Origin of the sequence: Pseudomonas sp. MTM4 (assembly GCF_019355055.1) — a bacterium.
GTDB lineage: Bacteria > Pseudomonadota > Gammaproteobacteria > Pseudomonadales > Pseudomonadaceae > Stutzerimonas.
The window spans coordinates 1,239,270-1,261,571 of the sequence record NZ_CP048411.1 but is presented as its reverse complement, the minus strand read 5'-3'; the positions used below and the strand labels follow the sequence as shown (position 1 = coordinate 1,261,571).

The 22,302-nt window shown below is 62.6% G+C and carries 17 protein-coding genes and 1 pseudogene; 11 read left to right on the top strand and 7 right to left on the bottom strand.

The window, feature by feature from the left end:
• Positions 1–141: 141 nt before the first annotated feature.
• The 4 genes from GYM54_RS05655 to GYM54_RS05640 all read right to left on the bottom strand — a co-directional run bounded on the left by GYM54_RS05655 (position 142) and on the right by GYM54_RS05640 (position 6,267).
• Entirely contained in the window at positions 142–1,332 is a 1,191-nt protein-coding gene (locus GYM54_RS05655) for an osmoprotectant NAGGN system M42 family peptidase (protein WP_181101288.1), read from the bottom strand.
• 101 nt (positions 1,333–1,433) lie between these two features.
• Complete coding sequence (gene ngg / locus GYM54_RS05650) at positions 1,434–3,176, bottom strand: N-acetylglutaminylglutamine synthetase (RefSeq protein WP_131650389.1); 1,743 nt, start codon at positions 3,174–3,176, stop codon at positions 1,434–1,436.
• Positions 3,177–3,267: 91 nt separating this feature from the next.
• Positions 3,268–5,040 (bottom strand): N-acetylglutaminylglutamine amidotransferase, encoded by a 1,773-nt coding sequence (locus GYM54_RS05645; protein WP_181101291.1) that lies wholly within the window; start codon positions 5,038–5,040, stop codon positions 3,268–3,270.
• Between the two features lie 372 nt (positions 5,041–5,412).
• Complete coding sequence (locus tag GYM54_RS05640; protein ID WP_181101293.1) at positions 5,413–6,267, bottom strand: LysR substrate-binding domain-containing protein; 855 nt, start codon at positions 6,265–6,267, stop codon at positions 5,413–5,415.
• 96 nt (positions 6,268–6,363) lie between these two features.
• On the opposite strand from GYM54_RS05640, the gene GYM54_RS05635 reads away from it, so the two are divergent.
• Entirely contained in the window at positions 6,364–6,603 is a 240-nt protein-coding gene (locus tag GYM54_RS05635; RefSeq protein WP_181101295.1) for a DUF1127 domain-containing protein, read from the top strand.
• A 9-nt stretch (positions 6,604–6,612) separates the two neighbouring features.
• Here the strand turns inward: GYM54_RS05635 and mnmC are convergent, their stop codons facing one another.
• Positions 6,613–8,586 carry a bifunctional tRNA (5-methylaminomethyl-2-thiouridine)(34)-methyltransferase MnmD/FAD-dependent 5-carboxymethylaminomethyl-2-thiouridine(34) oxidoreductase MnmC gene (mnmC, locus tag GYM54_RS05630; RefSeq protein WP_197445713.1) on the bottom strand — a complete coding sequence of 658 codons (1,974 nt, stop codon included), beginning with the start codon at positions 8,584–8,586 and terminating at the stop codon, positions 6,613–6,615.
• A 155-nt stretch (positions 8,587–8,741) separates the two neighbouring features.
• Between mnmC and pap the strand changes: the two genes are divergently transcribed.
• Positions 8,742–10,229, top strand: coding sequence for a polyphosphate:AMP phosphotransferase (pap, locus tag GYM54_RS05625; RefSeq protein WP_197445714.1), 1,488 nt, complete (start codon positions 8,742–8,744; stop codon positions 10,227–10,229).
• Between the two features lie 129 nt (positions 10,230–10,358).
• A complete protein-coding gene (locus tag GYM54_RS05620) occupies positions 10,359–11,543 on the top strand; it encodes a thiolase family protein (RefSeq protein ID WP_197445715.1) in 1,185 nt (394 codons plus the stop codon).
• Between the two features lie 139 nt (positions 11,544–11,682).
• On the opposite strand, the gene GYM54_RS05615 is transcribed toward GYM54_RS05620, so the two are convergent.
• Positions 11,683–13,074, bottom strand: coding sequence for a class II fumarate hydratase (locus GYM54_RS05615; RefSeq protein WP_131650396.1), 1,392 nt, complete (start codon positions 13,072–13,074; stop codon positions 11,683–11,685).
• 148 nt (positions 13,075–13,222) lie between these two features.
• Between GYM54_RS05615 and GYM54_RS05610 the strand changes: the two genes are divergently transcribed.
• The 8 genes and pseudogenes from GYM54_RS05610 to GYM54_RS05580 all read left to right on the top strand — a co-directional run bounded on the left by GYM54_RS05610 (position 13,223) and on the right by GYM54_RS05580 (position 21,216).
• Complete coding sequence (locus tag GYM54_RS05610; protein ID WP_181101307.1) at positions 13,223–13,747, top strand: DUF2059 domain-containing protein; 525 nt, start codon at positions 13,223–13,225, stop codon at positions 13,745–13,747.
• A gap of 15 nt (positions 13,748–13,762) precedes the next feature.
• Positions 13,763–14,062: a BolA family transcriptional regulator gene (locus GYM54_RS05605; RefSeq protein WP_131650398.1), complete on the top strand. Its 300-nt coding sequence runs from the start codon at positions 13,763–13,765 to the stop codon at positions 14,060–14,062.
• Positions 14,063–14,196: 134 nt separating this feature from the next.
• On the top strand, positions 14,197–15,132 hold the full coding sequence (locus GYM54_RS05600) for a rhodanese-related sulfurtransferase (RefSeq protein WP_131650399.1): 936 nt from the start codon (positions 14,197–14,199) through the stop codon (positions 15,130–15,132).
• Positions 15,133–15,194: 62 nt separating this feature from the next.
• Positions 15,195–15,827 (top strand): DsbA family protein, encoded by a 633-nt coding sequence (locus GYM54_RS05595; RefSeq protein ID WP_197445716.1) that lies wholly within the window; start codon positions 15,195–15,197, stop codon positions 15,825–15,827.
• Positions 15,814–17,601 (top strand): ABC transporter ATP-binding protein, encoded by a 1,788-nt coding sequence (locus GYM54_RS05590; protein WP_197445717.1) that lies wholly within the window; start codon positions 15,814–15,816, stop codon positions 17,599–17,601. The genes GYM54_RS05595 and GYM54_RS05590 overlap by 14 nt, the downstream gene beginning before the upstream one ends.
• A 158-nt stretch (positions 17,602–17,759) precedes the next feature.
• Positions 17,760–18,851: pseudogene (locus GYM54_RS21975) on the top strand (HAMP domain-containing protein); the annotation flags it as partial.
• Positions 18,837–19,709, top strand: a complete 873-nt coding sequence (locus tag GYM54_RS21970; RefSeq protein WP_374105190.1) for a methyl-accepting chemotaxis protein — start codon at positions 18,837–18,839, stop codon at positions 19,707–19,709. The pseudogene GYM54_RS21975 and the gene GYM54_RS21970, both read left to right, overlap by 15 nt.
• Positions 19,710–19,890: 181 nt before the next feature.
• A complete protein-coding gene (locus GYM54_RS05580) occupies positions 19,891–21,216 on the top strand; it encodes an APC family permease (RefSeq protein WP_197445719.1) in 1,326 nt (441 codons plus the stop codon).
• On the opposite strand, the gene GYM54_RS05575 is transcribed toward GYM54_RS05580, so the two are convergent.
• Positions 21,203–22,243 carry a metal-dependent hydrolase gene (locus GYM54_RS05575; RefSeq protein WP_197445720.1) on the bottom strand — a complete coding sequence of 347 codons (1,041 nt, stop codon included), beginning with the start codon at positions 22,241–22,243 and terminating at the stop codon, positions 21,203–21,205. The genes GYM54_RS05580 and GYM54_RS05575 overlap by 14 nt on opposite strands.
• Positions 22,244–22,302 lie beyond the last annotated feature (59 nt).

The following is a 22,302-nucleotide window of genomic DNA, read 5'->3' as shown; positions in this document are numbered from 1 at the left end:
TTATACGCATATGGCAAAACCAGCATTGTCCGGCTGGTTTGCAGATCCATGAATATCAGTGGCTTGCGACTTTGCCCTTATCGCCGATTCATCGCAATTGGCAAACGCCTCAACTTGGCGGCACATCATGAAACCTGGACGTCAATCGTCGGTTCGCTTGTCGAGAATCGAGTCGACTGGCGGTACTCGCGTGTCATTTTCCATCTGGGTCTCGTGTTCGAGCTGATGACTGAAGCTTTCCAGGGTCCCTTGGCCGCTGTGAGCATCGCTGGCGAATACAGGCGGACTGAGCAGGTAACTGCATACCAGGCGGCTCATTGCGGCGAGGCTGTCGATATGGGTTCGCTCGTAGCCATGGGTCGCATCGCAGCCAAAGGCGAGCAGGGCGGTGCGGATGTCGTGTCCGGCAGCCACTGCGGATTGTGCGTCGCTGTGGTAGTAGCGGAACAGATCGCGCCGCACCGGTATGTCGTGGCCTTCGGCCAACCTGATCAGGTGCCGGGACAGATGGAAGTCGTAAGGCCCGCCAGAGTCCTGCATTGCGACCGTGACGGCATGCTCGCTGGACTCCTGGCCCTTGGCCGTCGGCGCGATGTCGATCCCGACGAATTCGCTGACATCCCACGGCAGCGCACCTGCCGCGCCGGAGCCGGTCTCTTCGGTGATGGTAAACAGCGGATGGCAGTCGATCGGCAACTCCTGGCCGCTTTCGACCAGCGCCTTCAACGCCGTCAGCAGAGCAGCAACGCCAGCTTTGTCATCCAGATGCCGTGCGCTGATATAGCCGCTGTCGGTGAACTCCGGCATCGGATCGAACGCGACCACGTCGCCGACGCGAATGCCCAGCGCAACGGTATCGGCGCGGCTGCGGGTCACGGCGTCCAGGCGCAGCTCGACATGGTCCCAACTGATCGGCATCTCATCCACTGCGGTATTGAAGGCATGCCCGGAGGCGAGCAACGGCAAAACGCTGCCGCGGATCACGCCTTCATCGGTGAACACGCTGACGCGGCTGCCTTCGGCAAAACGGCTCGACCAGCAGCCGACCGGTGACAGACCCAGCCGGCCCGTTTCATGAATTTCGCGAACGCTGGCGCCGATGGTGTCGAGGTGCGCCGCGATGGCGCGGTCCGGACTGTCCTGGCGACCCTTGAGCGTCGCGCGGATAGTGCCGCGACGGGTCAGCTCGAATGGGATTTTCAGCTCCTGCAAACGCTCGGCGACGTAGCGCACGATGGTGTCGGTGAAACCGGTGGGGCTGGGGATGGCCAGCGTTTCCAGCAGCACGCGCTGCAGGTAATTGAGATCGGGGTCGGGAAGATTTGCAGTCATGGTCATTCCTTGCGGGGCAGAGGCTGCCGCCATGCGGTTGAATGAATGCGGATGTACCACGGGCGGGCATGGCGCCCCAGTCGGGGCGCCGTGACTTGCCGTCAATGAGTGTTATGGCTGAGCGGAAACAGCAGATCGATGAAGCGCTCAGCGGTCGGCTGCGGATGATGATTGGCCAGGCCGACGCGCTCGTTGGCTTCGATGAAGACATACTCCGGCTGGTCTACCGCCGGTACCAGCAGATCAAGTCCGACCACCGGAATATCCAGCGCTCGTGACGCGCGAACGGCCGCGTCGATCAATTCGGGATGCAACTGATCGGTGACGTCGTCGAGGGTGCCGCCGGTATGTAGATTAGCGGTGCGCCGGACTGCCAGATGCTGGCCTCGCGGCAGCACGCTGTCGTAGTCGTAACCGGCATCTTCGATGCAACGCTGGGTTTCTTCGTCCATCGGGATGCGGCTTTCACCACCGGTGGCAGCTTGGCGTCGGCGGCTCTGGGTTTCGATCAGCTCGCGAATGGTATGGCTGCCGTCACCAGCGACTTCAGCAGGACGGCGGATAGCGGCGGCTACCACGTCATAGCCGATCACCACGATGCGCAGGTCGTCTCCTTGGTGGTAGCTCTCGAGCAGCACACGCTGATCGAATTGGCGTGCTCGGGCGATGGCTTCCTCGACGTCTTCGATGCGGCGCAGGTCCACCGATACGCCGTGGCCCTGTTCGCCATCGACCGGCTTGACCACCACACTGCCATGTTCCGCGAGAAACGCCGCGTTGCTGTCCTCGTCGCCTGCCAGCTGCTGCGCGGGAAGCTTCAGGCCGGCTCGGGCCAGGGTGCGATGGGTCAGGCACTTGTCCTGGCACAGCGTCATGCTCACGGCCGAGGTCAGGTCGGATAGCGACTCGCGACAGCGCACCTTGCGACCGCCCTGGGTCAGGGTGAATAGGCCGGCTTCGGCATCATCGATGCTGATCTCGATGCCGCGACGCCGGGCCTCGTCGACGATGATTCGGGCGTAGGGGTTCAGCTCCGCTTCTGGGCCAGGGCCGAGAAACAGGGATTGATTGATGGTGTTCTTACGCTTGACGGTGAAGGTCTGCAGATCGCGGAAGCCAAGCTTGGCGTAGAGCGCCTTGGCCTGTTTGTTGTCGTGCAGCACGGACAGATCGAGATAGGCCAGACCGCGCCCCATGTACTGCTCGATCAGATGGCGAACCAGCGCCTCGCCGACACCGGGACGCGTGCAACTCGGCGCCACCGCGAGACACCAGAGACTTGACCCGTTCTCCGGATCGTTGAAGGCTTTGTGATGATTGATGCCCATGACACTGCCGATGATCTGCCCGGAGTCGTCATCCTCGGCCAGCCAGTAGACCGGCCCGCCTTGTTCGCGTGGCGTGCACAGCTCGGGATTGACCGGCAGCATGCCGCGCGACTGATACAGACAGTTGATCGCCTTCCAGTCCGCGTCGCTCTGCGCGCGGCGGATGCCGAAACCGCGAAAGCTGCGGCGGGCCGGGCGGTAATCGGTGAACCAGATGCGCAAGGTATCGGATGGGTCGAGAAACAATTGCTGCGGTGCATAGGCGAGCACCTGGTGGGGCGCGGCGACATAGAGCGCGATATCGCGCTCACCGGCCTGCTCATCCAGCAGGGCTGCGGCCAGATCGGCCGGATCGGAATAGGTGTGGCCAACCAGAATGCGGCCCCAGCCGCAATGCAACGTGACAGGCCCCTGGGGTTCGTCCTGGCCATCTTCGGCAAACCGTGCCTGCAGCCGCTCGTAAGTGGGTGTCTGGCCGCGCAACAATCGCTGTCCGTAAGCTTGAGACTTCTGCATGGTGTTTTCCTTGGGGCTTGTTCAGGGCGCCGCGGGTTGGAGACGGAACATCGAGTTCAGCTACGTACCGGGCGTCGTCACGATCGATCGCTTATAGGCCTTGCTCGCTCAACCATAGGTTGACTGCCGCCAACTGCCACAGTTTCGAACCGCGCAGCGGTGTGAGCTGCCCCTCCGGATCATTGAGCAGCTTCTCTATCATTGCCGGGTTGTATAGGCCGCGATCCTGGCTCGGGTCCGTCAGTAATTCGCCCACCCAGTTCAGGGTGTCGCCCTGCAGGTGCTTGAGCCCAGGTACTGGGAAATAACCTTTGGGTCGATCGATCACGGCTGCGGGGATGACCTTGCGTGCGGCTTCCTTGAGAACGTACTTGCCACCGTCGGGCAGTTTGTACTTCGCTGGGATGCGCGCCGACAGCTCCGCCACGTTGTGGTCGAGGAAGGGCACCCGCGCCTCCAGGCCCCAAGCCATGGTCATGTTGTCGACGCGTTTGACCGGATCGTCCACCAGCATCACGGTGCTGTCGATGCGCAGCGCCTTGTCCACGGCCGCGTCGGCGCCCGGTTGGGCGAAGTGCTGGCGTACGAAGTCGCCGGAGAAATCGCCCTTGGCCCATTGCGCCTGCACAGTGTCGGCATATTCCTCGTAACTGCGGTCGCGGAAGGCGGCGAGATAGGCCGCGACGGGGTCCTCGGCGCCATCGACCTGCGGATACCAGTGATAGCCGGCAAACAGCTCGTCGGCACCCTGGCCGCTCTGCACCACCTTGCAATGCTTGGAAACTTCGCGCGACAGCAAATAGAAAGCAATGCAGTCGTGACTCACCATCGGCTCGCTCATCGCCTGGAAGGCGGCGGGCAGTTGTTCGAGGATTTCCTTTTCCTGGATGCGCAACTGATGGTGGCGGGTCTGGTAATGCTCGGCGATCAGGTCGGAATACTTGAATTCGTCGCCGCGCTCGCCGCCGGCATCTTCGAAACCGATGGAGAAGGTCAGCAGATTGTCCGCCGCACCGGCTTCGCGCAGCAGTCCGACCAGCAGGCTGGAGTCGACGCCGCCGGACAGCAGCACGCCGACGTCCACCGCTGCCCGCTGGCGCAGCGCCACGGATTCACGGAGCGCCGCTAACGTACGGTCCTGCCAGTCTTCGAACGTGTAATTTTGCTCGTCCTCACGAGCGCCGAACTCCAGTTGCCACCAGCGGTGCTGGCTTGCCTTGCCGCTGGCATCGACGCGCATGAAGGTGCCAGGCGGCAGCTTTTCGATGCCGGCGATCAGCGTGTCCGGCGCCGGCACCACGGCGTGAAAACTCATGTAGTGGTTGAGCGCCACCGGGTTCAGCACGCCGGCGATGTCGCCGCCCTTGAGCAGGGCCGGCAGGCTCGATGCGAAGCGCAGTCGATCGCCGGTTTTCGATAGGTACAGGGGCTTGATGCCCAGACGATCACGGGCGATGAACAACTCCTGCCGATCGCGCTGCCAGATGGCGAAGGCGAACATGCCGTTCAGGCGCGGCAGCAAGGCTTCGCCCCAGGCATGGAAGCCCTTGAGCAGCACCTCGGTATCGCCGCCAGAGAAGAAGCTATAACCCAGCGCTTCGAGCTCGGCGCGTAGTTCGGGATAGTTATAGATGGCGCCGTTGAAGACCATTGAAAGGCCCAGCGCGGAATCGATCATCGGCTGGCCAGAGGCCTCGCAGAGATCCATAATTTTCAGCCGCCGATGCCCCATGGCCATCGGTCCGGCGCTATGGAAACCGCTCGCATCGGGACCGCGGGCGGTGAGGTGTTGAGTGATGCGTTCAATCGCCGCCAGGTCAGCGGGTCGATTATCGAAACGAAGTTCTCCAGCTATGCCACACATAAGATCCTTACCGGTTTTGCCGTTGGGGAGTGTGACTAACGCGCGGATTGCGAAGTTCAGGTTTCCGGACCAGCGTGCGCTGCTCTGGCGCGCTGCTTGTCGATGCAATCCGCACCGCGCGGATCGCGTCCTGCGGCGTCAGTCGGGCTTTACACCAAAACAGACATGCGCGCTCAGGTCAAACCAGATCGCTCGTAGGGTGGGCCGGGGCGGCGCTCCGGGTAGGGTGGGCTTCAGTCCGTAGGGTGGGCTTCAGCCCACCAAGCCGCAACGGTCAGACCGACAAAAGACAGCCGGCGTGGTGGGCTAAAGCCCACCCTGCAGGTGATGCCGCAGCCAAATAGGGTGGGCTTCAGCTCACCGCACCAAGGCCTAGATACGAAACCCTTCGACGATATGCTCGGCCAGGGTTTCGCTCACCTGAGACTGGTTGTGCTCGCTGCGTAGCAGCACGATGCTGCTCAGCGGCAATTCCGGCATCCCCTCGGCCTCGCCCAGCTGGCGCATATCCGACGACACCAGGCTTTGCAGCTGCGCGGTCACCGCCAGTCCGGCGTTGACCACCGCCATCAGCGCAGACAGGCTCGGGCTGGTATAGGCGACTCGATAAGGGATATCGAGGCCGTCCAGGGCGTTGCATGCCCAGGCTCGGCAGAAACAGTTGGTGTTGAACATCGCCAGCGGCATTGGCCGTTGCTCGTGGATATTGAAGCCCGGCGCTTCGGCCCAGACGAAGCGCTCACGACGCAGCAACTGGCCGATTTCCGTGCCCGGCTCGCGGGTGACGATGGTCAGGTCCAGATCGCGGCGCTGGAGCAACTGGTAGGACGGCTCGCAGTGCACCTCCACCTGCACCAGGGGATAGGCCTGGGCGAAGCGCGAAAGGATGCCGGGCAAAAACCGCATCACATAATCGTCCGGCGTGCCGATGCGCACCGATCCAACCATGTGTGGCTCGCGCAAAGTAGTCAGCACTTCACCGTGCAGCTTGAGAATCCGCCGCGCATAACCGAGCAGTATCTGACCCTCAGCCGTGAGCCGAACCTGACGACCGTCGCGCTCGAACACGGTCCGCTGCAGCACGTCTTCTTCCAGGCGCTTCATCTGCATACTGATGGCTGATTGCGTGCGATTGACGGCTTCGGCCGCACGCGTGAAACCGCCGTGATCGGCAATGGCAACGAAGCTGCGCAGCAGTTCGGCATCGATACTTGGGTAGTGGGCCATTCATCAATCTCCGAGATGAATGTCATCAGAAACATTCGTTGGATTGATCATAATCCTGGCCGGAAACTGATGCCATCCCACTTGGAGGTGCATCAGATGAAAAGCCATGCTGAGTTTTTGAAGACCTCGTATTTGCCCCGCGGCCGTAGTGCGTCACTTGCCTCGTTGCTGCTCACTTACTGGCAGCGGCTCGGTCGTTGGCACGCCTTGTATCGGCAGCGTCGGCAGCTCGCCGCGCTGAACGACGACATGCTTAAGGATCTCGGACTGAGCCGTGCCGATGTCGAAACCGAAGCGAATCGTCCATTTTGGGACGATCCCCTTCGTCGCGATTGATTCGACGCTTCAGTCCGTTCGCCGAATGAGTTTGCGCAGCAAGAATCGATTCGGATGGCAGGCCTCGGCGATGGCGCGCGGCAGCGGTAGCGGCTCGCCATCGAGCCAGGCGGCCAGCAGTTCGCCGGACAGCGGCGTGGTGATCAGCCCCCGCGAGCCGTGGGCGGTATTGACGTATAGCCCGTCCAGCCAGGGACACGCTGTGTCCGGCACTTGGCGGGCATCCTTGCCCAGCACGGCATAGGCGTTGGCGAATCGTTCGGGATCGGCCAGCGGACCGATGATCGGCATATAGTCCGGGCTGGTGCAGCGAAACGCGACGCGCCCGTGCAATTCATCGATTGGGCGGGTTTCGGCCTCCAGACGCTGATGCAGGTCGGCGGAAATATTCTTGAGCATATCCAGATTGGATCGATGTTCCGCTTCGCTCGGGGCCGGGTCGGTCTCGGCGAAATTGAAACTGGCACCCAGCGTGTGAAGACCGTCGCGTGGCGGGGCGACATAGCCCTGGGCGCAAAGCACGGTACGTAATGCCGCGCTTGGTTCGGTCGCCGGCAACCCAGTGACCTGGCCGCGAATGCGCTTGAGCGGCAGCCAGCCGCTCTGGCTGAATCGCGCGGTGTCGGCCGCACCGGCCAGAATCGCCACGGGCGCCTCGCCCAACAACTCATCGCCATCCCTCGCCTGCCAGTGCCCCTCAACGCGGCGCAGGTCGACAGCTTGTCGATGCCGGATCAGCTCGATGGCGGGATGATCGAGCATCGACCGGCACAGCGCCGGCGGGTGCGCCCAGCCGGCTTCGGGGTAGAACAGGCCGCCATTGTCCAGCGCCACACCGGCCAACTGCTCGGCCTCGGAGCGCTCCAAGGCGCGCAGCAGGCTGGGCGCAAAGACATCGCGCAGCGTGGCTTGGCGCGCGCGTTCCTTGTCGTCGAAGCCGATTTGCAACACGCCGCAATTGTCCCAGTCACGGCCTTTCTGCAGGCTGCCGAACAGGCGGCGGGTATAGCCGAAACCGCTCACCACCAGCTGCGAGAGCGCGGTGCCGTGGGCAGACAACTTCAGGTAGAGCACGCCCTGGGGATTGCCGGATGCTTCCTGAGCGACATCGCCGTGTCGCTCCAATACCGTCACCTGCCAGCCACGGGCTGCCAGGCTCGCCGCAGTCGCGCAACCGGCCAGCCCCGCGCCAATTACCAAGGCCTTGCGCTGCTCCGGTTTGAACGCAGGTCGGGCGTACCAGGGAGTCCCGGCCGGCTGCGGCGTGCCGAGAAAACGGCCCCGTAAGCTTTCCCATTTTTTGCCGAAGCCGGGAATCCGCTCGACCTCGAAGCCTGCGTCCAGCAATGCGCGGCGCACGCTGCCGGCGCTGGTGAACGTCGCCAGGGTCGCGCCGGCCGCCGACAGACGCGCCAGTTGAGTGAACAGTTCGGGTTGCCACATCTCGGGATTCTTGGCTGGGGCGAAACCATCGAGAAACCAGGCATCGACCTGCGCATCCAGGCTGCCGAGGCAATCGAGCGCATCGCCGACCAGCAAGGTTAGCACCACGCGGCCGAAACGAAATTGCTGGAAACCCTGATTGACCGCCACGTATTGATTCAGCAGTTGCCGCGCGAGGGATTGCAGCTCGGGCCAGAGCGCCAATGCGCGCTGCATGTCGTCACGGGTCAGCGGGTGCTTTTCGACGCTGACGAAGTGCAGCTGTGCAGCTGCAGGCGCGGTGCGCTCGAACAACGCCCAGGCGCAGAGGAAATTCAGCCCGGTCCCGAACCCCGTTTCACCGATGACGAACCGCTCCGCGGCACCGAGCGAGGCAAATCGCTCGGCGAGTGCGTTGGGTCGCAAGAAGACGTGAGCAGTCTCATCCATGCCCGAAGCGCGCGAAAAATACACATCGCCGTACTGCCGTGATTGCGGCTGGCCGTTCTCGTCCCAGTCGAGTTCGGCATGCTGGAAACCGGTGGTGGGCTGAGAAGGCATAGGCGATTCCTGGCGCGAAAGGAGGCGATTCTAGCAGCGGTGCGAAACCTGCCGTGGGTGCTGTTTGTCGCATCGACATAGCGCTTATTTATGCGGCCCCGATGCGGTGCACTGCCCGCTGGAGTTGCCGCACTGTCATTTTTCTGGAGAACACGATGTTCGAATCCGCAGAAATCGGCCACACCATCGACAAGGCTACCTATGACGCCGAGGTCCCGGCCCTGCGCCAGGCCTTGCTGGATGCGCAGTACCGGTTACGCGAGCAGGCGCGTTTTCCGTTGCTGATCCTGATCAATGGCATCGAGGGCGCCGGCAAGGGAGAGACCATCAAGCTGCTCAGTGAATGGATGGACCCGCGGCTGATTCGCGTCGACAGCTTCGACGTGCCCACCGATGAAGAACTCTCGCATCCGCCGGCCTGGCGCTATTGGCGACGCCTGCCGCCGAAGGGCCAGACCGGCATCTTCTTCGGCAATTGGTACAGCAAGATGCTTGAGGATCGCGTTCACGGTCGTACTAAAAAGGCCGATTTGGAGTTGACCATCGATCGCGCCCAGCGTCTGGAGCGGATGCTCTGCCTGGAAGGCATGCTGGTGTTCAAGTTCTGGTTCCATCTGTCCAAGAAGCAGATGATGAAGCGGCTGGATTCGCTGAAGGACGATCCGTTGCACAGCTGGCGAATCAGCCCGCTGGATTGGCAACAGTCCAAGACCTACGACCGCTTCGTCAAATACGGCGAATTGATCCTGCGCCGCAGCAGCCGGGACTTCGCACCCTGGTATGTGATCGAGGGCAGCGACGAACGTTATCGCAGCCTGACGGCTGGGCGGTTGCTGCTCGAAGGGCTTAAGGCCGCGTTGGACGCCGCCGAACAGCCGCCCGTGCAGCCGCACGCCGCCCCGGTCGAGCTGCACACCGACCGCATGAGCTTGTTGGCCAGCCTCGATCTCACCCAGACGCTCGAAAAGGACGAGTACAAGCAACAATTAGTTCAAGAGCAGGCGCGACTGTCCCAACTGCTGCGCGACCATCGCCTACGCAAGCGTGGCGTGCTGGCGCTGTTCGAAGGCCACGATGCGGCAGGCAAGGGCAGCGCCATTCGCCGTATCACCGGTGCGCTGGATCCACGCCTGTATCGTACGGTTCAGGTTGCGGCGCCCAGCGAGGACGAGCGTGCTCAACCCTGGCTGTGGCGCTTCTGGCGCAACGTACCGGCGCGCGGCCAGTTCGTGATCTACGATCGCTCCTGGTACGGCCGCGTGTTGGTCGAACGCGTCGAAGGATTCTGCCGCCCGGATGAGTGGCTGCGTGCCTACACCGAGATCAACGATTTTGAGGAGCAGTTGGTGGACGCTGGCGTGGTGGTGGTCAAGTTCTGGCTGTCCATCGACCAGGAAACGCAGCTGGAGCGCTTCAAGGAGCGCGAAAACACCGCGCACAAGCGGTTCAAGATCACCGAGGAAGACTGGCGCAACCGCGACAAATGGGAAGACTACGGGCACGCGGTGGCGGATATGGTCGACCGCACCAGCACCGAGATCGCCCCCTGGACGCTGGTGGAGGCCAACGACAAGCGCTTCGCCAGGGTCAAGGTGCTGCGTACCCTCAACGATGCGCTGGCGGCTGCCATCGGCGAAAAATGACGGAACGATGGTCGACCATATCCCTGCTGAATGGTCGTCGCCATCGGCGAACGGCTGGAACTATGCTCGGCTGATCGTCAACAGGTGGGTCGCGGTGGTCATGACTCGCCACACCATTCGAGGTATGCCATGCGTGAAGTAGTGATCGTAGACAGCGTACGGACCGGCCTGGCCAAGTCCTTCCGTGGCAAGTTCAACATGACCCGGCCGGATGACATGGCGGCCCATTGCGTCAACGCGCTACTGGCGCGCAACGGTCTCGACCCCAAGCTGGTCGAGGACTGTATCGTCGGAGCTGGCTCCAACGAAGGCGCGCAGGGTTACAACATCGGCCGTAACGTCGCGGTGCTGTCGAACCTGGGCACTCAGTGCGCGGGCATGACGCTCAATCGCTTCTGCTCGTCCGGCCTGCAGGCGATCACCATCGCGGCCAACCAAATCGCATCCGGCTGCAGCGACGTGATCGTAGCCGGTGGGGTCGAATCCATCACCCTGACCGCCAAGAGCAAGAACACCGATAACCTCTACAACCCGATCATTCAGGAGCGGGTGCCGGGCATCTATCACACCATGGGCCAGACCGCCGAGCTGGTGGCGCGCCGCTACAACGTGACCCGCGAACAGCAGGACATCTATTCGCTGCAGAGCCAGCAACGCACCGCACGGGCCCAGGCCGAGGGCCTGTTCCAGGACGAAATCGTGCCGATGAATGTCCGTTATTTCACTGAGGACAAGGCTACCGGCGAGCGCACCGAGCACGAAGGTGTGGTGGACCGTGATGACTGCAACCGCCCCGACACCACGCTGGAAAGCCTTTCGGGCCTCAAGCCGGTATTCGCGGAAGACGGCTCGGTCACCGCCGGCAACGCCTCGCAACTGTCCGATGGCGCCTCGATGACGCTGGTGATGAGCCTGGACAAGGCCCTCGAACTGGGCCTCAAGCCACGCGCGTTCTTCCGTGGTTTCACCGTGGCCGGCTGCGAGCCGGAAGAAATGGGCATCGGCCCGGTCTTCTCGGTGCCGCGCCTGCTCAAGGCCAAGGGATTGCAGGTCAGCGACATCGACCTGTGGGAGCTGAACGAGGCCTTCGCGTCGCAGTGTCTGTATTGCCGCGACACGCTGGAAATCGACAACGAGAAATTCAACGTCAACGGCGGCTCGATTTCCATCGGCCACCCGTTCGGCATGACCGGATCGCGTACCGCTGGGCATCTGATTCGTGAGCTGCAGCGGCGCAACCTGCGTTATGGGGTGGTGACCATGTGTGTTGGCGGGGGCATGGGGGCGTCAGGGCTGTTCGAAGCGGTGCGTTGAACGCAGCGGCACGTTTCAAGGGAACGCGCGGCTGCGTATTTGGTGGGCTGAAGCCCACCCTACAAGTGGAGCCCACCCGAAACTGAACCCGTAGGGTGGGCTTCAGTGCCGTAGGGTGGGCTTCAGCCCACCGTCCCACTCAGCTGCGGCTGGATTCCAGCATGGTTTCCGGCCGTACCCACTGATCGAACTCTTCATCGGTGAGATAGCCGAGTTCCAATGCTGCTTCGCGCAACGTGGAGCCCTCGGCGTATGCCTTCTTGGCGATCTCCGCAGCCTTGTCATAACCGATATGCGGATTCAGCGCGGTCACCAGCATCAATCCACGCTCCAGATGCTCGGCCATGCGCGCGGTGTCCGGCTCCATGCCGACGATGCAATGCGTATTGAAGTTGCGACAACCGTCGGCCAGCAGCCGGATCGATTCGAGCAGGTTGTGCACGATCACGGGCTTGAACACGTTGAGCTGAAGATGACCTTGGCTCGCGGCGAAACCGACCGTCACGTCATTGCCCATCACCTGACAGGCCAGCATCGACAACGCCTCGCATTGGGTCGGGTTGACCTTACCTGGCATGATCGAGCTGCCCGGCTCGTTGGCCGGCAGACGCACTTCGGCGAAGCCGCCGCGCGGGCCCGAACCCAGCAGACGCAGGTCGTTGGCGATCTTCATCAGCGCCGTGGCGAGGGTTTTCAGCGCGCCGGAGAGCGCGACCAGCGGCTCATGTCCGGACAGCGCGGCGAATTTGTTCGGTGCGGAAACGAAAGGCAGGCCGGACAACGCGGCCAGCTCGGCGGCAATCGCCTCGGCAAAACCGTGCGGCGCGTTAAGGCCGGTACCCACCGCCGTGCCGCCCTGCGCCAGCTCGAATACTGCGGGCAGCGTGTGACGAATCGACTGCTCGGCGATGTCCAGCTGGGCGACGAAAGCCGACAGTTCCTGGCCGAAGGTCACCGGCGTGGCGTCCATCATGTGCGTGCGCCCGGTCTTGACCAGTTGGCTGTGTCGCGCAGCCTGTTCGGCAATCCCTCCGGACAGCTCGGCGATAGCCGGCAGCAAGTCATGGTGAACTGCACGGGCGACGGCAATGTGCATGGCGGTCGGGAAGCAGTCGTTGGAACTCTGCGCACGGTTTACGTGGTCGTTAGGGTGGACCGGGCTCTTGCCGCCACGCGTGCCGCCGGCCAGCTCATTGGCGCGGCCGGCGATCACCTCGTTGACGTTCATGTTGCTCTGGGTGCCGCTGCCTGTCTGCCAGACGACCAAGGGGAACTGATCGTCGTGCTGGCCGTGCAGAATTTCATCGGCGGCCTGCTCGATCAGACGCGCGATATCCGGTGGCAAGTCGCCGATACGGTCGTTGACCCGGGCGGCGGCTTTCTTGATCAGTGCCAGCGCGTGGCACACGGCAAGCGGCATGCGTTGTTCGCCGATGGCGAAGTTGCTCAGCGAGCGCTGGGTCTGCGCTCCCCAGTACGCCTGTTCCGGGACTTCCACTGGGCCAAGGCTGTCGGTTTCGGTGCGGGTCATGCCGTGCTCCATCGATGAGGTCTTCCTGTTAGGTCGCCCGCCGAGGACACAGGTTCAATCGGCTGGCTCGCTGTTTCTTGAGCGATTGGAACTCCGCGCGCAGAATGAGTCCATTGAGGCTCATCTATCGTTCGCCAAGGAACATCCAATGCACTCTTTTCCTACCACTGGGCTTCGGGCCCTCGGCCTGTGCAGCGCCCTGTCGCTGGCGCTGCTGAGCGGCCAGGCCAACGCCGACAGTGCCAGCCATGCGGCTAAGGCCGAGCGCTTCCTCGAACTGGTCAACGCCGATCGCATTGCGGTGCCGGTCTACGCTCAGGTGCAGCAGATGTTCGCCGAGCGCTTCGCCCAGACCCAGGCTCCCGAGAGCAAACGGGCACTGCTGGAAAGCTACCAATCCAAGGCAGATGCTGCGCTTGAAAAGGCCATCGGCTGGAAGGAGGTCAAGCCCGAACTGGTGGCGTTGTACACCGAGGCCTTCAGCGAAGCCGAACTCACGCAGTTGAACGAATTCTACGAATCCGAGTTAGGCAAGAAGATGCTCACCCAGCTACCGCAGCTCAACGCGCGCTCGGCTCAAGTAACCCAGGCCAAGCTGGAAAGCGCTGTGCCGCAGGTGAATAAATTGCTGGCGGAAATGACAGCCGAACTCGACACCCAGAAGAACCCTTGAGGGAGTGCATCAGGCATGACCAAACTATTTACCATCGAAAACGCATTGCAATCGGCCCTGCAGCCCGTGTATCTGCAGGTGCTGGACGAAAGCCATATGCATAGCCGCGGGCAGGAAACCCACTACAAGGCGGTGATCGTCAGCGAGCAGTTCGCCGGGCTGAATGCGGTCAAGCGCCATCAGAAGGCATACGCCGCGATGGGCGAACTGATGCAGCAAATACACGCCCTCGCGTTGCACACCTATACCCCTGAAGAATGGGCAGAGCAGGGCGCGGCGCCGGCCTCGCCTGTCTGCGCCGGTGGCCATAAGTAGCCATCTGCCTGCCGCTTGAAGCCCATTGCTCGTTTATTGATAGAATGCGCGCCGCGCCGGCTCACGCCGGCGTTGTCGTTTTCGTATTCCCGGTCCGCCCTTTACGAGGGTGACCACTGGAGGAAGTAACCCGCATGACCCAGAACATCGTCGTCGCGGCGCTGTACAAGTTCGTCTCGCTGCCGGACTACGTCGCGTTGCGTGAGCCCCTGCTCGAAACACTCAACGCCAACGGCATCAAGGGCACGCTGCTGCTCGCCGAAGAAGGCATTAACGGCACGGTTTCCGGTAGCCGTGAAGGCATCGACGCGCTACTCGCCTGGTTTGGCACCGATGCGCGCCTGGCCGATATCGATCACAAGGAATCTTATTGCGAGGAGCAGCCGTTCTATCGCACCAAGGTCAAGCTGAAGAAAGAGATCGTCACCCTCGGCGTGCCAGGCGTCGATCCCAACCAGCGCGTCGGCACCTATGTCGAACCGCAGGACTGGAACGCGCTGATCGATGATCCTGAAGTCCTGCTGATCGACACCCGCAACGATTACGAGGTGGCCATCGGCACCTTCGAAGGTGCGATCGATCCGCAGACCAAATCCTTCCGCGAGTTCCCCGACTACATCAAGGCGCACTACGATCCGTCCAAGCACAAGAAGGTCGCGATGTTCTGCACCGGTGGCATCCGCTGCGAGAAGGCGTCGAGCTACATGCTGGGCGAGGGCTTCGAGGAGGTCTATCACCTCAAGGGCGGCATCCTCAAATACCTCGAAGAAGTACCGCAGGACGAGACGCGCTGGCGCGGCGACTGCTTCGTCTTCGACAACCGCGTAACCGTGCGTCACGACCTCAGCGAAGGTGATTTCGACCAGTGCCATGCCTGTCGCACGCCGATCTCGCTGGAGGACCGCCAATCGGAGCACTACGCTCCAGGTATCAGCTGCCCGCATTGCTGGAATACCCTGAGCGAGAAGACTCGCCACAGTGCGCGTGAGCGGCAGAAGCAGATCGAGTTGGCGCTCAAGCGCAACCAGCCGCACCCGATCGGTCACAACTACCGCAAACAGGGTGTGTAGCCAAAGCTGCCTGGATAGATGATGGTGCGCAGTTCGCGCTCCCCGAGAGAACCGGAGCCCAGATGAGCACCCGATTGATCTATGTGATGGACCCGATGTGTTCCTGGTGCTGGGGCTTTGCGCCGGTGGTGCAGGCGCTCATCGAGCAAGCGCAGGCGCGCGGCGTCGGCGCCGAGCTAATCGTCGGCGGCCTGCGTCGGGAGCGCACTGCGATGGATCAGCCGGCTCGCGAGCGCACGGCGTCCTACTGGCACGCGGTCCACGAGGCAAGCGGCCAGCCGTTCAACTTCGAGGCGGGTTTGCCTGACGGGCTGGTGTACGACACGGAGCCGGCCTGTCGCGCGCTGGTTGCGGCGCGCGGTTTCGAGGCTAAAGCTGACTGGAAACTCGCTGGGCTGATCCAGCGAGCGTTTTACGTCGAAGGACGAAACGTTACTTTGCCACCGGAACTCGTCGAACTGGCCGAAGCGGCTGGCATCTCGCGCAGCGAGTTCGCCGACCGCTTCGATTCCCAAGCCGTTCGTGATGCCACTGCCGCCGACTTCGACTGGGCACGCAATCTGGGTATCGCCGGCTTTCCTACCTTGCTTGCCGAGCACGACGGCCAGCTCGCTCTGCTGACCAACGGCTATCAGCTCCTCGCTGCGCTTTCGCCTCTGTTGAATCGCTGGCTGGAACACAATGTCGGTGCCTGATCAGCTCAGCTGGGCGGAGATCCGTCGACTCGCGCTGCGTCATCGCAAGGCGCTGGTCCTCGCTAACCTGGTGGCCGTGCTGGCGACGCTGTGCAGCGTGCCGATCCCGTTGCTGCTGCCGCTGCTGGTCGATGAGGTGCTGCTGGGGCATGGCGACACGGCTTTACAGGTCATGGATCGGGTGCTGCCCGCAGGCTGGGAGACGGCGATCGGCTATATCGGCTTGATGCTCTGCGCAACGCTGCTGCTGCGCGCCTTTGCACTGATCTTCAACGTCTTGCAGGCCCGGCTGTTTGCACGGCTGTCCAAGGATCTGGTCTATCGCATCCGTATCCGCTTGATCGAGCGGCTCAAGCGCATTGCCCTGAGCGAGTACGAAAGCCTCGGCGGCGGCACGGTTGCGGCGCACTTGGTCACCGATCTGGAAACCATCGATAAATTCATCGGCGAGACCCTTAGCCGCCTCCTGGTGGCACTGCTTTCAATCGCCGGCACGGCGGCGATTCTGGTCTGGATGCATTGGCAGTTGGCACTGCTGATCCTGTTGTTCAACCCGCTGGTGATCTACGCGACGGTACAACTGGGCAAGCGCGTCAAGCACCTGAAAAAACTGGAGAACGACAGCACTTCGCTGTTTACCCAGGCGCTGACTGAAACTCTAGATGCGATCCAGGAAGTGCGTGCCGGCAACCGTCAGGGTTTCTTCCTTGGCCGCCTGGGCCTGCGGGCTCGCGAGGTACGTGACTACGCGGTGGCCTCACAGTGGCGAACCGACGCCTCCAACCGTGCCAGCGGTCTGCTGTTCCAGTTCGGCATAGATATCTTCCGCGCCGCGGCGATGCTCACGGTGCTGTTCTCTGACCTGTCGATCGGGCAGATGCTCGCGGTGTTCAGCTACCTGTGGTTCATGATCGGGCCGGTGGAGCAACTGCTGAATCTGCAATACGCCTTCTATGCAGCCGGTGGCGCGCTCAGCCGGATCAACCAGCTGCTGGCGCGTGCCGATGAGCCTCAATATGCCGGCGGGCAGGACCCGTTCGCGGGACGGGAAACGGTGGATATCGAAGTCCGCGGGCTGCGTTTCTCCTATCAGGACGAGCCGGTGCTGGAGGGCCTGGATCTGTCCATCGCGGCGGGCGAAAAGGTTGCGATCGTGGGAGCTAGCGGCGGAGGCAAAAGCACGCTGGTCCAGCTGCTGCTAGGCCTGTATCAGCCGCAGGCGGGGCAGATTCGCTTCGCCGGGGTCGATGTGCAGGACATTGGCCTCGGCACGGTTCGCGACAACGTTGCCGTGGTGCTGCAGCATCCCGCGCTGTTCAACGACACCGTGCGCGCCAATCTGCTGATGGGCCGCGAGCGCGATGATCAGGCCTGCTGGCAGGCGCTGGAGATCGCGCAACTGGCCGAGACCATTCGCCAGTTACCGGCGGGGCTCGACAGTGTTGTCGGTCGGTCCGGGGTGCGCCTGTCGGGTGGCCAGCGGCAGCGGCTGGCGGTGGCGCGAATGGTCTTGGCCGAACCCAAGGTGGTGATTCTCGACGAGGCGACGTCCGCCCTGGACGCCGCTACCGAGTATGCGCTGCATCAAGGGCTGAGCCGTTTCCTTCAGGGCCGCACGACGCTGATCATTGCCCACCGGCTTTCGGCGGTTAAGCAGGCCGATCGGGTACTGGTATTCGATGGCGGGCGTATCGCCGAACAGGGCGACCATCAGCAGCTGATCGCCGACGGAGGGCTCTACGCCAAGCTTTACGGACATTTGCAGCAGCATTGAGTCGCGCTTTCCGTTTCGCTGTGCGTTCTGTTCGATTCTTTGGAATGATCGCTGGCAAATAGCCATTGCAACTTGTTTAAATTGCCCCGTTTTTGCGCTCAACTTTGGCCAGCATCGGCCGACTCCATGACGTGCGCTTATCTTCCAAAGGATTTCTGATGCAGTCTGTCGACATATTCGCCAACCTCTCCGTGGGCAAGAAGCTGTTGCTCGGCTTCGCCATGGTGCTGTTGCTGACCCTGGGAGTCGCCGGGACCGGCTTCTTTGCCGTGGATTCGATCCTGACCCGCTCTTCCCAGACGGATCAGCTGGCGGCCATTAACGCCGCAATTCTCGACGCGCGCGGTCAGGAGCGCGATTACGCCCTGACCCGCAGCGACGCTTCGGCTGCTGCGCTGCGCGATAGCCTGGACCAGCTCAACAGGGACCTGGACGATCTCGCCAAAGTCTCTAGCGCTGAGGAACAGGCGGTGCTGGAGCAGATCCGAAGTGACGCAGCGATCTATGCCCGACAGTTTGCCGACTATGGCGTACTGATTAGCAAAGGCGTGGAGCTGCGCAAGCGCATGGCCGATGCCGCGCAGACCAGCCGTGAAGAATTCGAATACATCGAACTGGACATGTACGACGCGGTTCGCGTCCTGCGACTCGAGGGCGATCACCTCAAGGGCAGTGATCCGTTGACGATAGCCGAGGCGGCATCGGGCCTGACCAAGCGCATCCTCGATCTGCGCACCTTCGAAAACCTGTTCATCAGCGACAGCTCCCAGGAAGCCAAGGACGCCTGGAACGAGGCCTATGGCGATGTCACTACCATTGGCACCAGTCTGAAGACCTGGATCAACGACGAACAGAAAGCCACCATGGACGGCGCGCTAGCCGCGCTTGCCATCTACGAACAAGCCTTCGGCGAGTTTCAGCGTTATCGCTTGGAGCGGGTCGCCCTGGAAGAGGCCATGGTCGGTCAGGCACAGCGGATACTGGATACCGCCAACCAGGCGCTAGCGGCCGCCAACCAGGCGATGCAGAGCCAGCGCAGCAGCGCCTACTGGCTACTCGCGGTCATCACGACCTTGGCTGTCATCATCGGCTTGGGAGCGGCCACGGCGATTTCCCGCATGGTCGTTGTGCCGCTGCGTTATACCGTGCAGCTGGCGCAGCGGGTGGCAGATGGCGACCTCACCCAATCGCAGAAGGTCACTCGTCGTGATGAGCTTGGGCAGTTGCAGCAGGCCATGTTTGGCATGACCGAAAGCCTGCGTACCTTGATCGGTCGCATCGGCGGCGGCGTAGGGCAGATTGCCGCTGCCGCCGAGCAGCTGTCGGCCGTCACCGCGCAAACCAGCGTTGGTGTACAGAAGCAACGTGAGGAGACCGATCAGGTCGCGACCGCTATGCATGAGATGGCCGCAACCGTGCAGGAAGTCGCGCAGAACGCCGAGCAGGCATCTAACGCTGCTCGCCAAGCGGATCAGCAGGCCCGTCAGGGCGACCTGGTTGTCAAGGAAGCCATCGGCCAGATCGACAGCCTATCCGGCGAAGTAGAGCAGTCGGCTCACGCCATCGAAGAGCTGAATACTGAAAGTGGACGCATCGGTAGCGTGCTGGAGGTGATTCGCGCGGTTGCTGAACAGACCAACCTGCTTGCACTCAACGCTGCCATCGAAGCGGCTCGCGCTGGTGAGCAGGGCCGCGGCTTTGCGGTGGTGGCCGATGAAGTGCGCGCGCTGGCGCGCCGCACCCACGATTCCACCGAAGAAATCGAAGGCCTGATCGGCAATCTGCAGCGGGTTGCGCAAAATGCTGTCGAGCAGATGCAGACCAGCCGTGAGCTGACCCAGCGCACGGTTGATCTGGCCAGCGAAGCCGGTACCGCACTCGAACGCATCACCGAGTCGGTATCGACCATCGAGCAGATGAATCAACAGATCGCCGCCGCTGCCGAAGAGCAGAGCGCCGTCGCGGAAAATATCTCCGAGAGCGTGACGCGAGTGCGCGACATCGGTGAGCAGAGCGCCAGCGGCAGCGAGCAGACCGCCGCGTCGAGTGCGGAACTGGCGCGCCTGGGCGTCGAATTGCAGGGGCTGGTGGCGCGTTTCCGCACCTGATCCCGCCCGCTTGCCGCACTGAAGCCCCGGCCCGCCGGGGCTTTGTCGTATCTGGCGCTGAACTCCATTGAGCCTCCACCGCTCTAGAAAGAAACGCGGCCGTCGCCGCACGCTGTGGAGATGCTCGATTGAACACCCCGTCGCTCGTTAACGCCCTTCCCGTTCCGGGAGCGACCCGCCGATGAAAACCACCGCATTCGTTGCAGGCGAATCCCGGCTGAAGCGGGCGATTACCGGGCCGGCGCTGTTCCTGTTCATCCTTGGCGATGTGCTGGGCGCCGGTGTCTATGCATTAGTGGGCAAGATTGCCGGCGAGGCGGGCGGCGCGGTCTGGGTGCCGTTGCTGGTTGCGTTGGGCTTTGCGATGTTGACCGCGGCGTCCTACGCCGAGCTGGTCACCAAATACCCCAAAGCCGGTGGCGCCGCCGTGTTCGCTGAGCGTGCGTTCGGCAAGCCACTGATCTCTTTTCTCGTGGGGTTCTGCATGCTGGCTGCTGGCGTGACCAGCGCGGCCGGGCTGTCGCTGGCGTTTGCCGGCGATTATCTCGGCGCCTTTCTGGACACCCCGGCGGTGCCCACCGCTCTGGTCTTTCTGACGGTCGTCGCATTGCTCAATGCGCGCGGCATCAAGGAATCCCTCGGCGCCAATGCGGTGATGACCGTCATCGAAGTCTCGGGCCTGCTGTTCGTCATCGTGCTGGCTGCGCGCTTTCTTCTTAGCGGACAGGGCGAGCCGGCGCGAGTGATGGAGTTCACGCCAGGCGTGTCGCCGGCTATCGCCGTGCTGGGAGCGGCGCTGATTGCCTTCTATTCCTTCGTCGGCTTCGAGGTTTCGGCCAACGTTGCCGAAGAGGTCAAGGATATCCGGCGCAACTACCCGCGCGCTTTGTTCGGTGCGCTGCTGGTGGCCGGGCTGGTCTATGTGGGCGTCGGCGTCGCGGCAACGGCCATCCTTTCCCCGGCGACGCTGGCCGAATCTTCCGCGCCCTTGTTGGAGGTCGTACGCGCGACCGGCTATGCCATACCGGACTGGCTGTTCGCTGCCGTGGCGCTGGTGGCGGTGGCCAATGGCGCGCTGCTGACCATGATTATGTCCAGCCGCCTGGCCTACGGCATGGCCGATGAGGGACTGTTGCCGTCAGTGTTGACTCGCGTGCTGCCCGAGCGGCGTACGCCCTGGCTGGCGATCATCGTCACCACCTTGCTGGCGATGATTCTGACCGTGACCGGTACGCTGGCGGCGCTCGCCGAAACCGTGGTGCTGTTGCTGCTGTTCGTGTTCATGAGCACCAACGTGGCGGTGTTGGTGCTGCGCAGGGATCACGTAGCCGCGCCGCACTTCCGTACGCCGACGCTACTGCCGATATTGGCAATCGGCTCCTGCCTGGTGCTGCTTTCGCAGCAGGGCGCGGGCACCTGGCTGCGAGCAGGATTGTTGATGGCGCTTGGCGCCTTACTCTATGGTTTTGGCCGTTGGCACAAGAATCGTCGGGCTAGCGCGCGTTGAGATCGGCCGCCCACTCGGCGAGCGGCAGTCCCGGCTCTTGTTGCCAGATGCGCTGCCAGATCTGCTTCAGGCGATCCATATCACCACGCTCGGCTGGCAGCCGCTCGACATGCGTGATCAGCTGCCAGTCATCGCCGTTGCGCTCGGCCAGGGCAAAGCGGAAGGGATGGAAGCCGGTCATGCCGAGCCGCAGATCCGTAACCAGAATCTGGCCATCGATTTCGTCATAGCGCAGCACGCCTCCGGTAAACCACTGCAAGCGGGTGTGTTGCGGCGATTCCGTGAGGTGCGCAGCGAGGCGTTCTCCGCGCTGGATGCGCACCAGTTGCGGTGGCGTCTCGTCGAACCAACTGACCAACGTCTCGTAGTAGACGTCGCCGTCCACCACAATGGCCCGCCACAGGAGGCTGTTGAAGGGCGTGGGCGTGGTGAATATCCGTGCGTTCTCGATGCCGTTGCTGGCCATCGCGGTCTCGACTTGCCGCTCGGCCATCTGCTTGCCCGCCAGGGTGAACCCCAGATACAGCGATGACACGATCAGTGCGAACGCCGGCCCGCGGACACGGCGCCCCTGCAAGCCGAATATGGTTCTGGCAAGCACAGCAAGCAGCAAAGGCACGCTGTACAAAGGGTCGATGATGAAGACGCTGGACCAGGCCGCCGGGGACGGTGTGAGGGGCCAGAACAGTTGAGTACCGTAACTGGTGAACGCATCCAGCAGGACGTGGGTTATCAGCACCAGCCAGAGCGCGAAAAACAGCCGCATGCCGGTGTAATTCGGGTTCGGCCGTATTCGTCGCGCCAGCCAGGTCAGCGCTACGGCAAGCAGGCTGAGCACGAACAGCGAATGACTGAAGCCGCGGTGATAGGTCATGTCGGCGACTGCGTCGCCGTAGTCGATCACGACGTCGAGGTCGGGCAGGGTACCGAGTATCGCGCCGTACAGCAGGGCTTTGCGGCCTTGCCAGCGGCCGAGCACAGATGCCTGAACAGTCGCGCCGAGAAGGGCCTGTGTAATCGAGTCCATGCAGAAATCCATCTATTGCAAGCGGACTACAGTAGCCGAACCGACTCGCCTGTAGCGGC

Coding starts and splice junctions, on each gene's coding strand:
- GYM54_RS05655 (WP_181101288.1), bottom strand. CDS start 1,332: ATGACTGCAAATCTTCCCGACCCCGATCTCAATTACCTGCAGCGCGTG.
- ngg (WP_131650389.1), bottom strand. CDS start 3,176: ATGCAGAAGTCTCAAGCTTACGGACAGCGATTGTTGCGCGGCCAGACA.
- GYM54_RS05645 (WP_181101291.1), bottom strand. CDS start 5,040: ATGTGTGGCATAGCTGGAGAACTTCGTTTCGATAATCGACCCGCTGAC.
- GYM54_RS05640 (WP_181101293.1), bottom strand. CDS start 6,267: ATGGCCCACTACCCAAGTATCGATGCCGAACTGCTGCGCAGCTTCGTT.
- GYM54_RS05635 (WP_181101295.1), top strand. CDS start 6,364: ATGAAAAGCCATGCTGAGTTTTTGAAGACCTCGTATTTGCCCCGCGGC.
- mnmC (WP_197445713.1), bottom strand. CDS start 8,586: ATGCCTTCTCAGCCCACCACCGGTTTCCAGCATGCCGAACTCGACTGG.
- pap (WP_197445714.1), top strand. CDS start 8,742: ATGTTCGAATCCGCAGAAATCGGCCACACCATCGACAAGGCTACCTAT.
- GYM54_RS05620 (WP_197445715.1), top strand. CDS start 10,359: ATGCGTGAAGTAGTGATCGTAGACAGCGTACGGACCGGCCTGGCCAAG.
- GYM54_RS05615 (WP_131650396.1), bottom strand. CDS start 13,074: ATGACCCGCACCGAAACCGACAGCCTTGGCCCAGTGGAAGTCCCGGAA.
- GYM54_RS05610 (WP_181101307.1), top strand. CDS start 13,223: ATGCACTCTTTTCCTACCACTGGGCTTCGGGCCCTCGGCCTGTGCAGC.
- GYM54_RS05605 (WP_131650398.1), top strand. CDS start 13,763: ATGACCAAACTATTTACCATCGAAAACGCATTGCAATCGGCCCTGCAG.
- GYM54_RS05600 (WP_131650399.1), top strand. CDS start 14,197: ATGACCCAGAACATCGTCGTCGCGGCGCTGTACAAGTTCGTCTCGCTG.
- GYM54_RS05595 (WP_197445716.1), top strand. CDS start 15,195: ATGAGCACCCGATTGATCTATGTGATGGACCCGATGTGTTCCTGGTGC.
- GYM54_RS05590 (WP_197445717.1), top strand. CDS start 15,814: ATGTCGGTGCCTGATCAGCTCAGCTGGGCGGAGATCCGTCGACTCGCG.
- GYM54_RS21970 (WP_374105190.1), top strand. CDS start 18,837: ATGTTTGGCATGACCGAAAGCCTGCGTACCTTGATCGGTCGCATCGGC.
- GYM54_RS05580 (WP_197445719.1), top strand. CDS start 19,891: ATGAAAACCACCGCATTCGTTGCAGGCGAATCCCGGCTGAAGCGGGCG.
- GYM54_RS05575 (WP_197445720.1), bottom strand. CDS start 22,243: ATGGACTCGATTACACAGGCCCTTCTCGGCGCGACTGTTCAGGCATCT.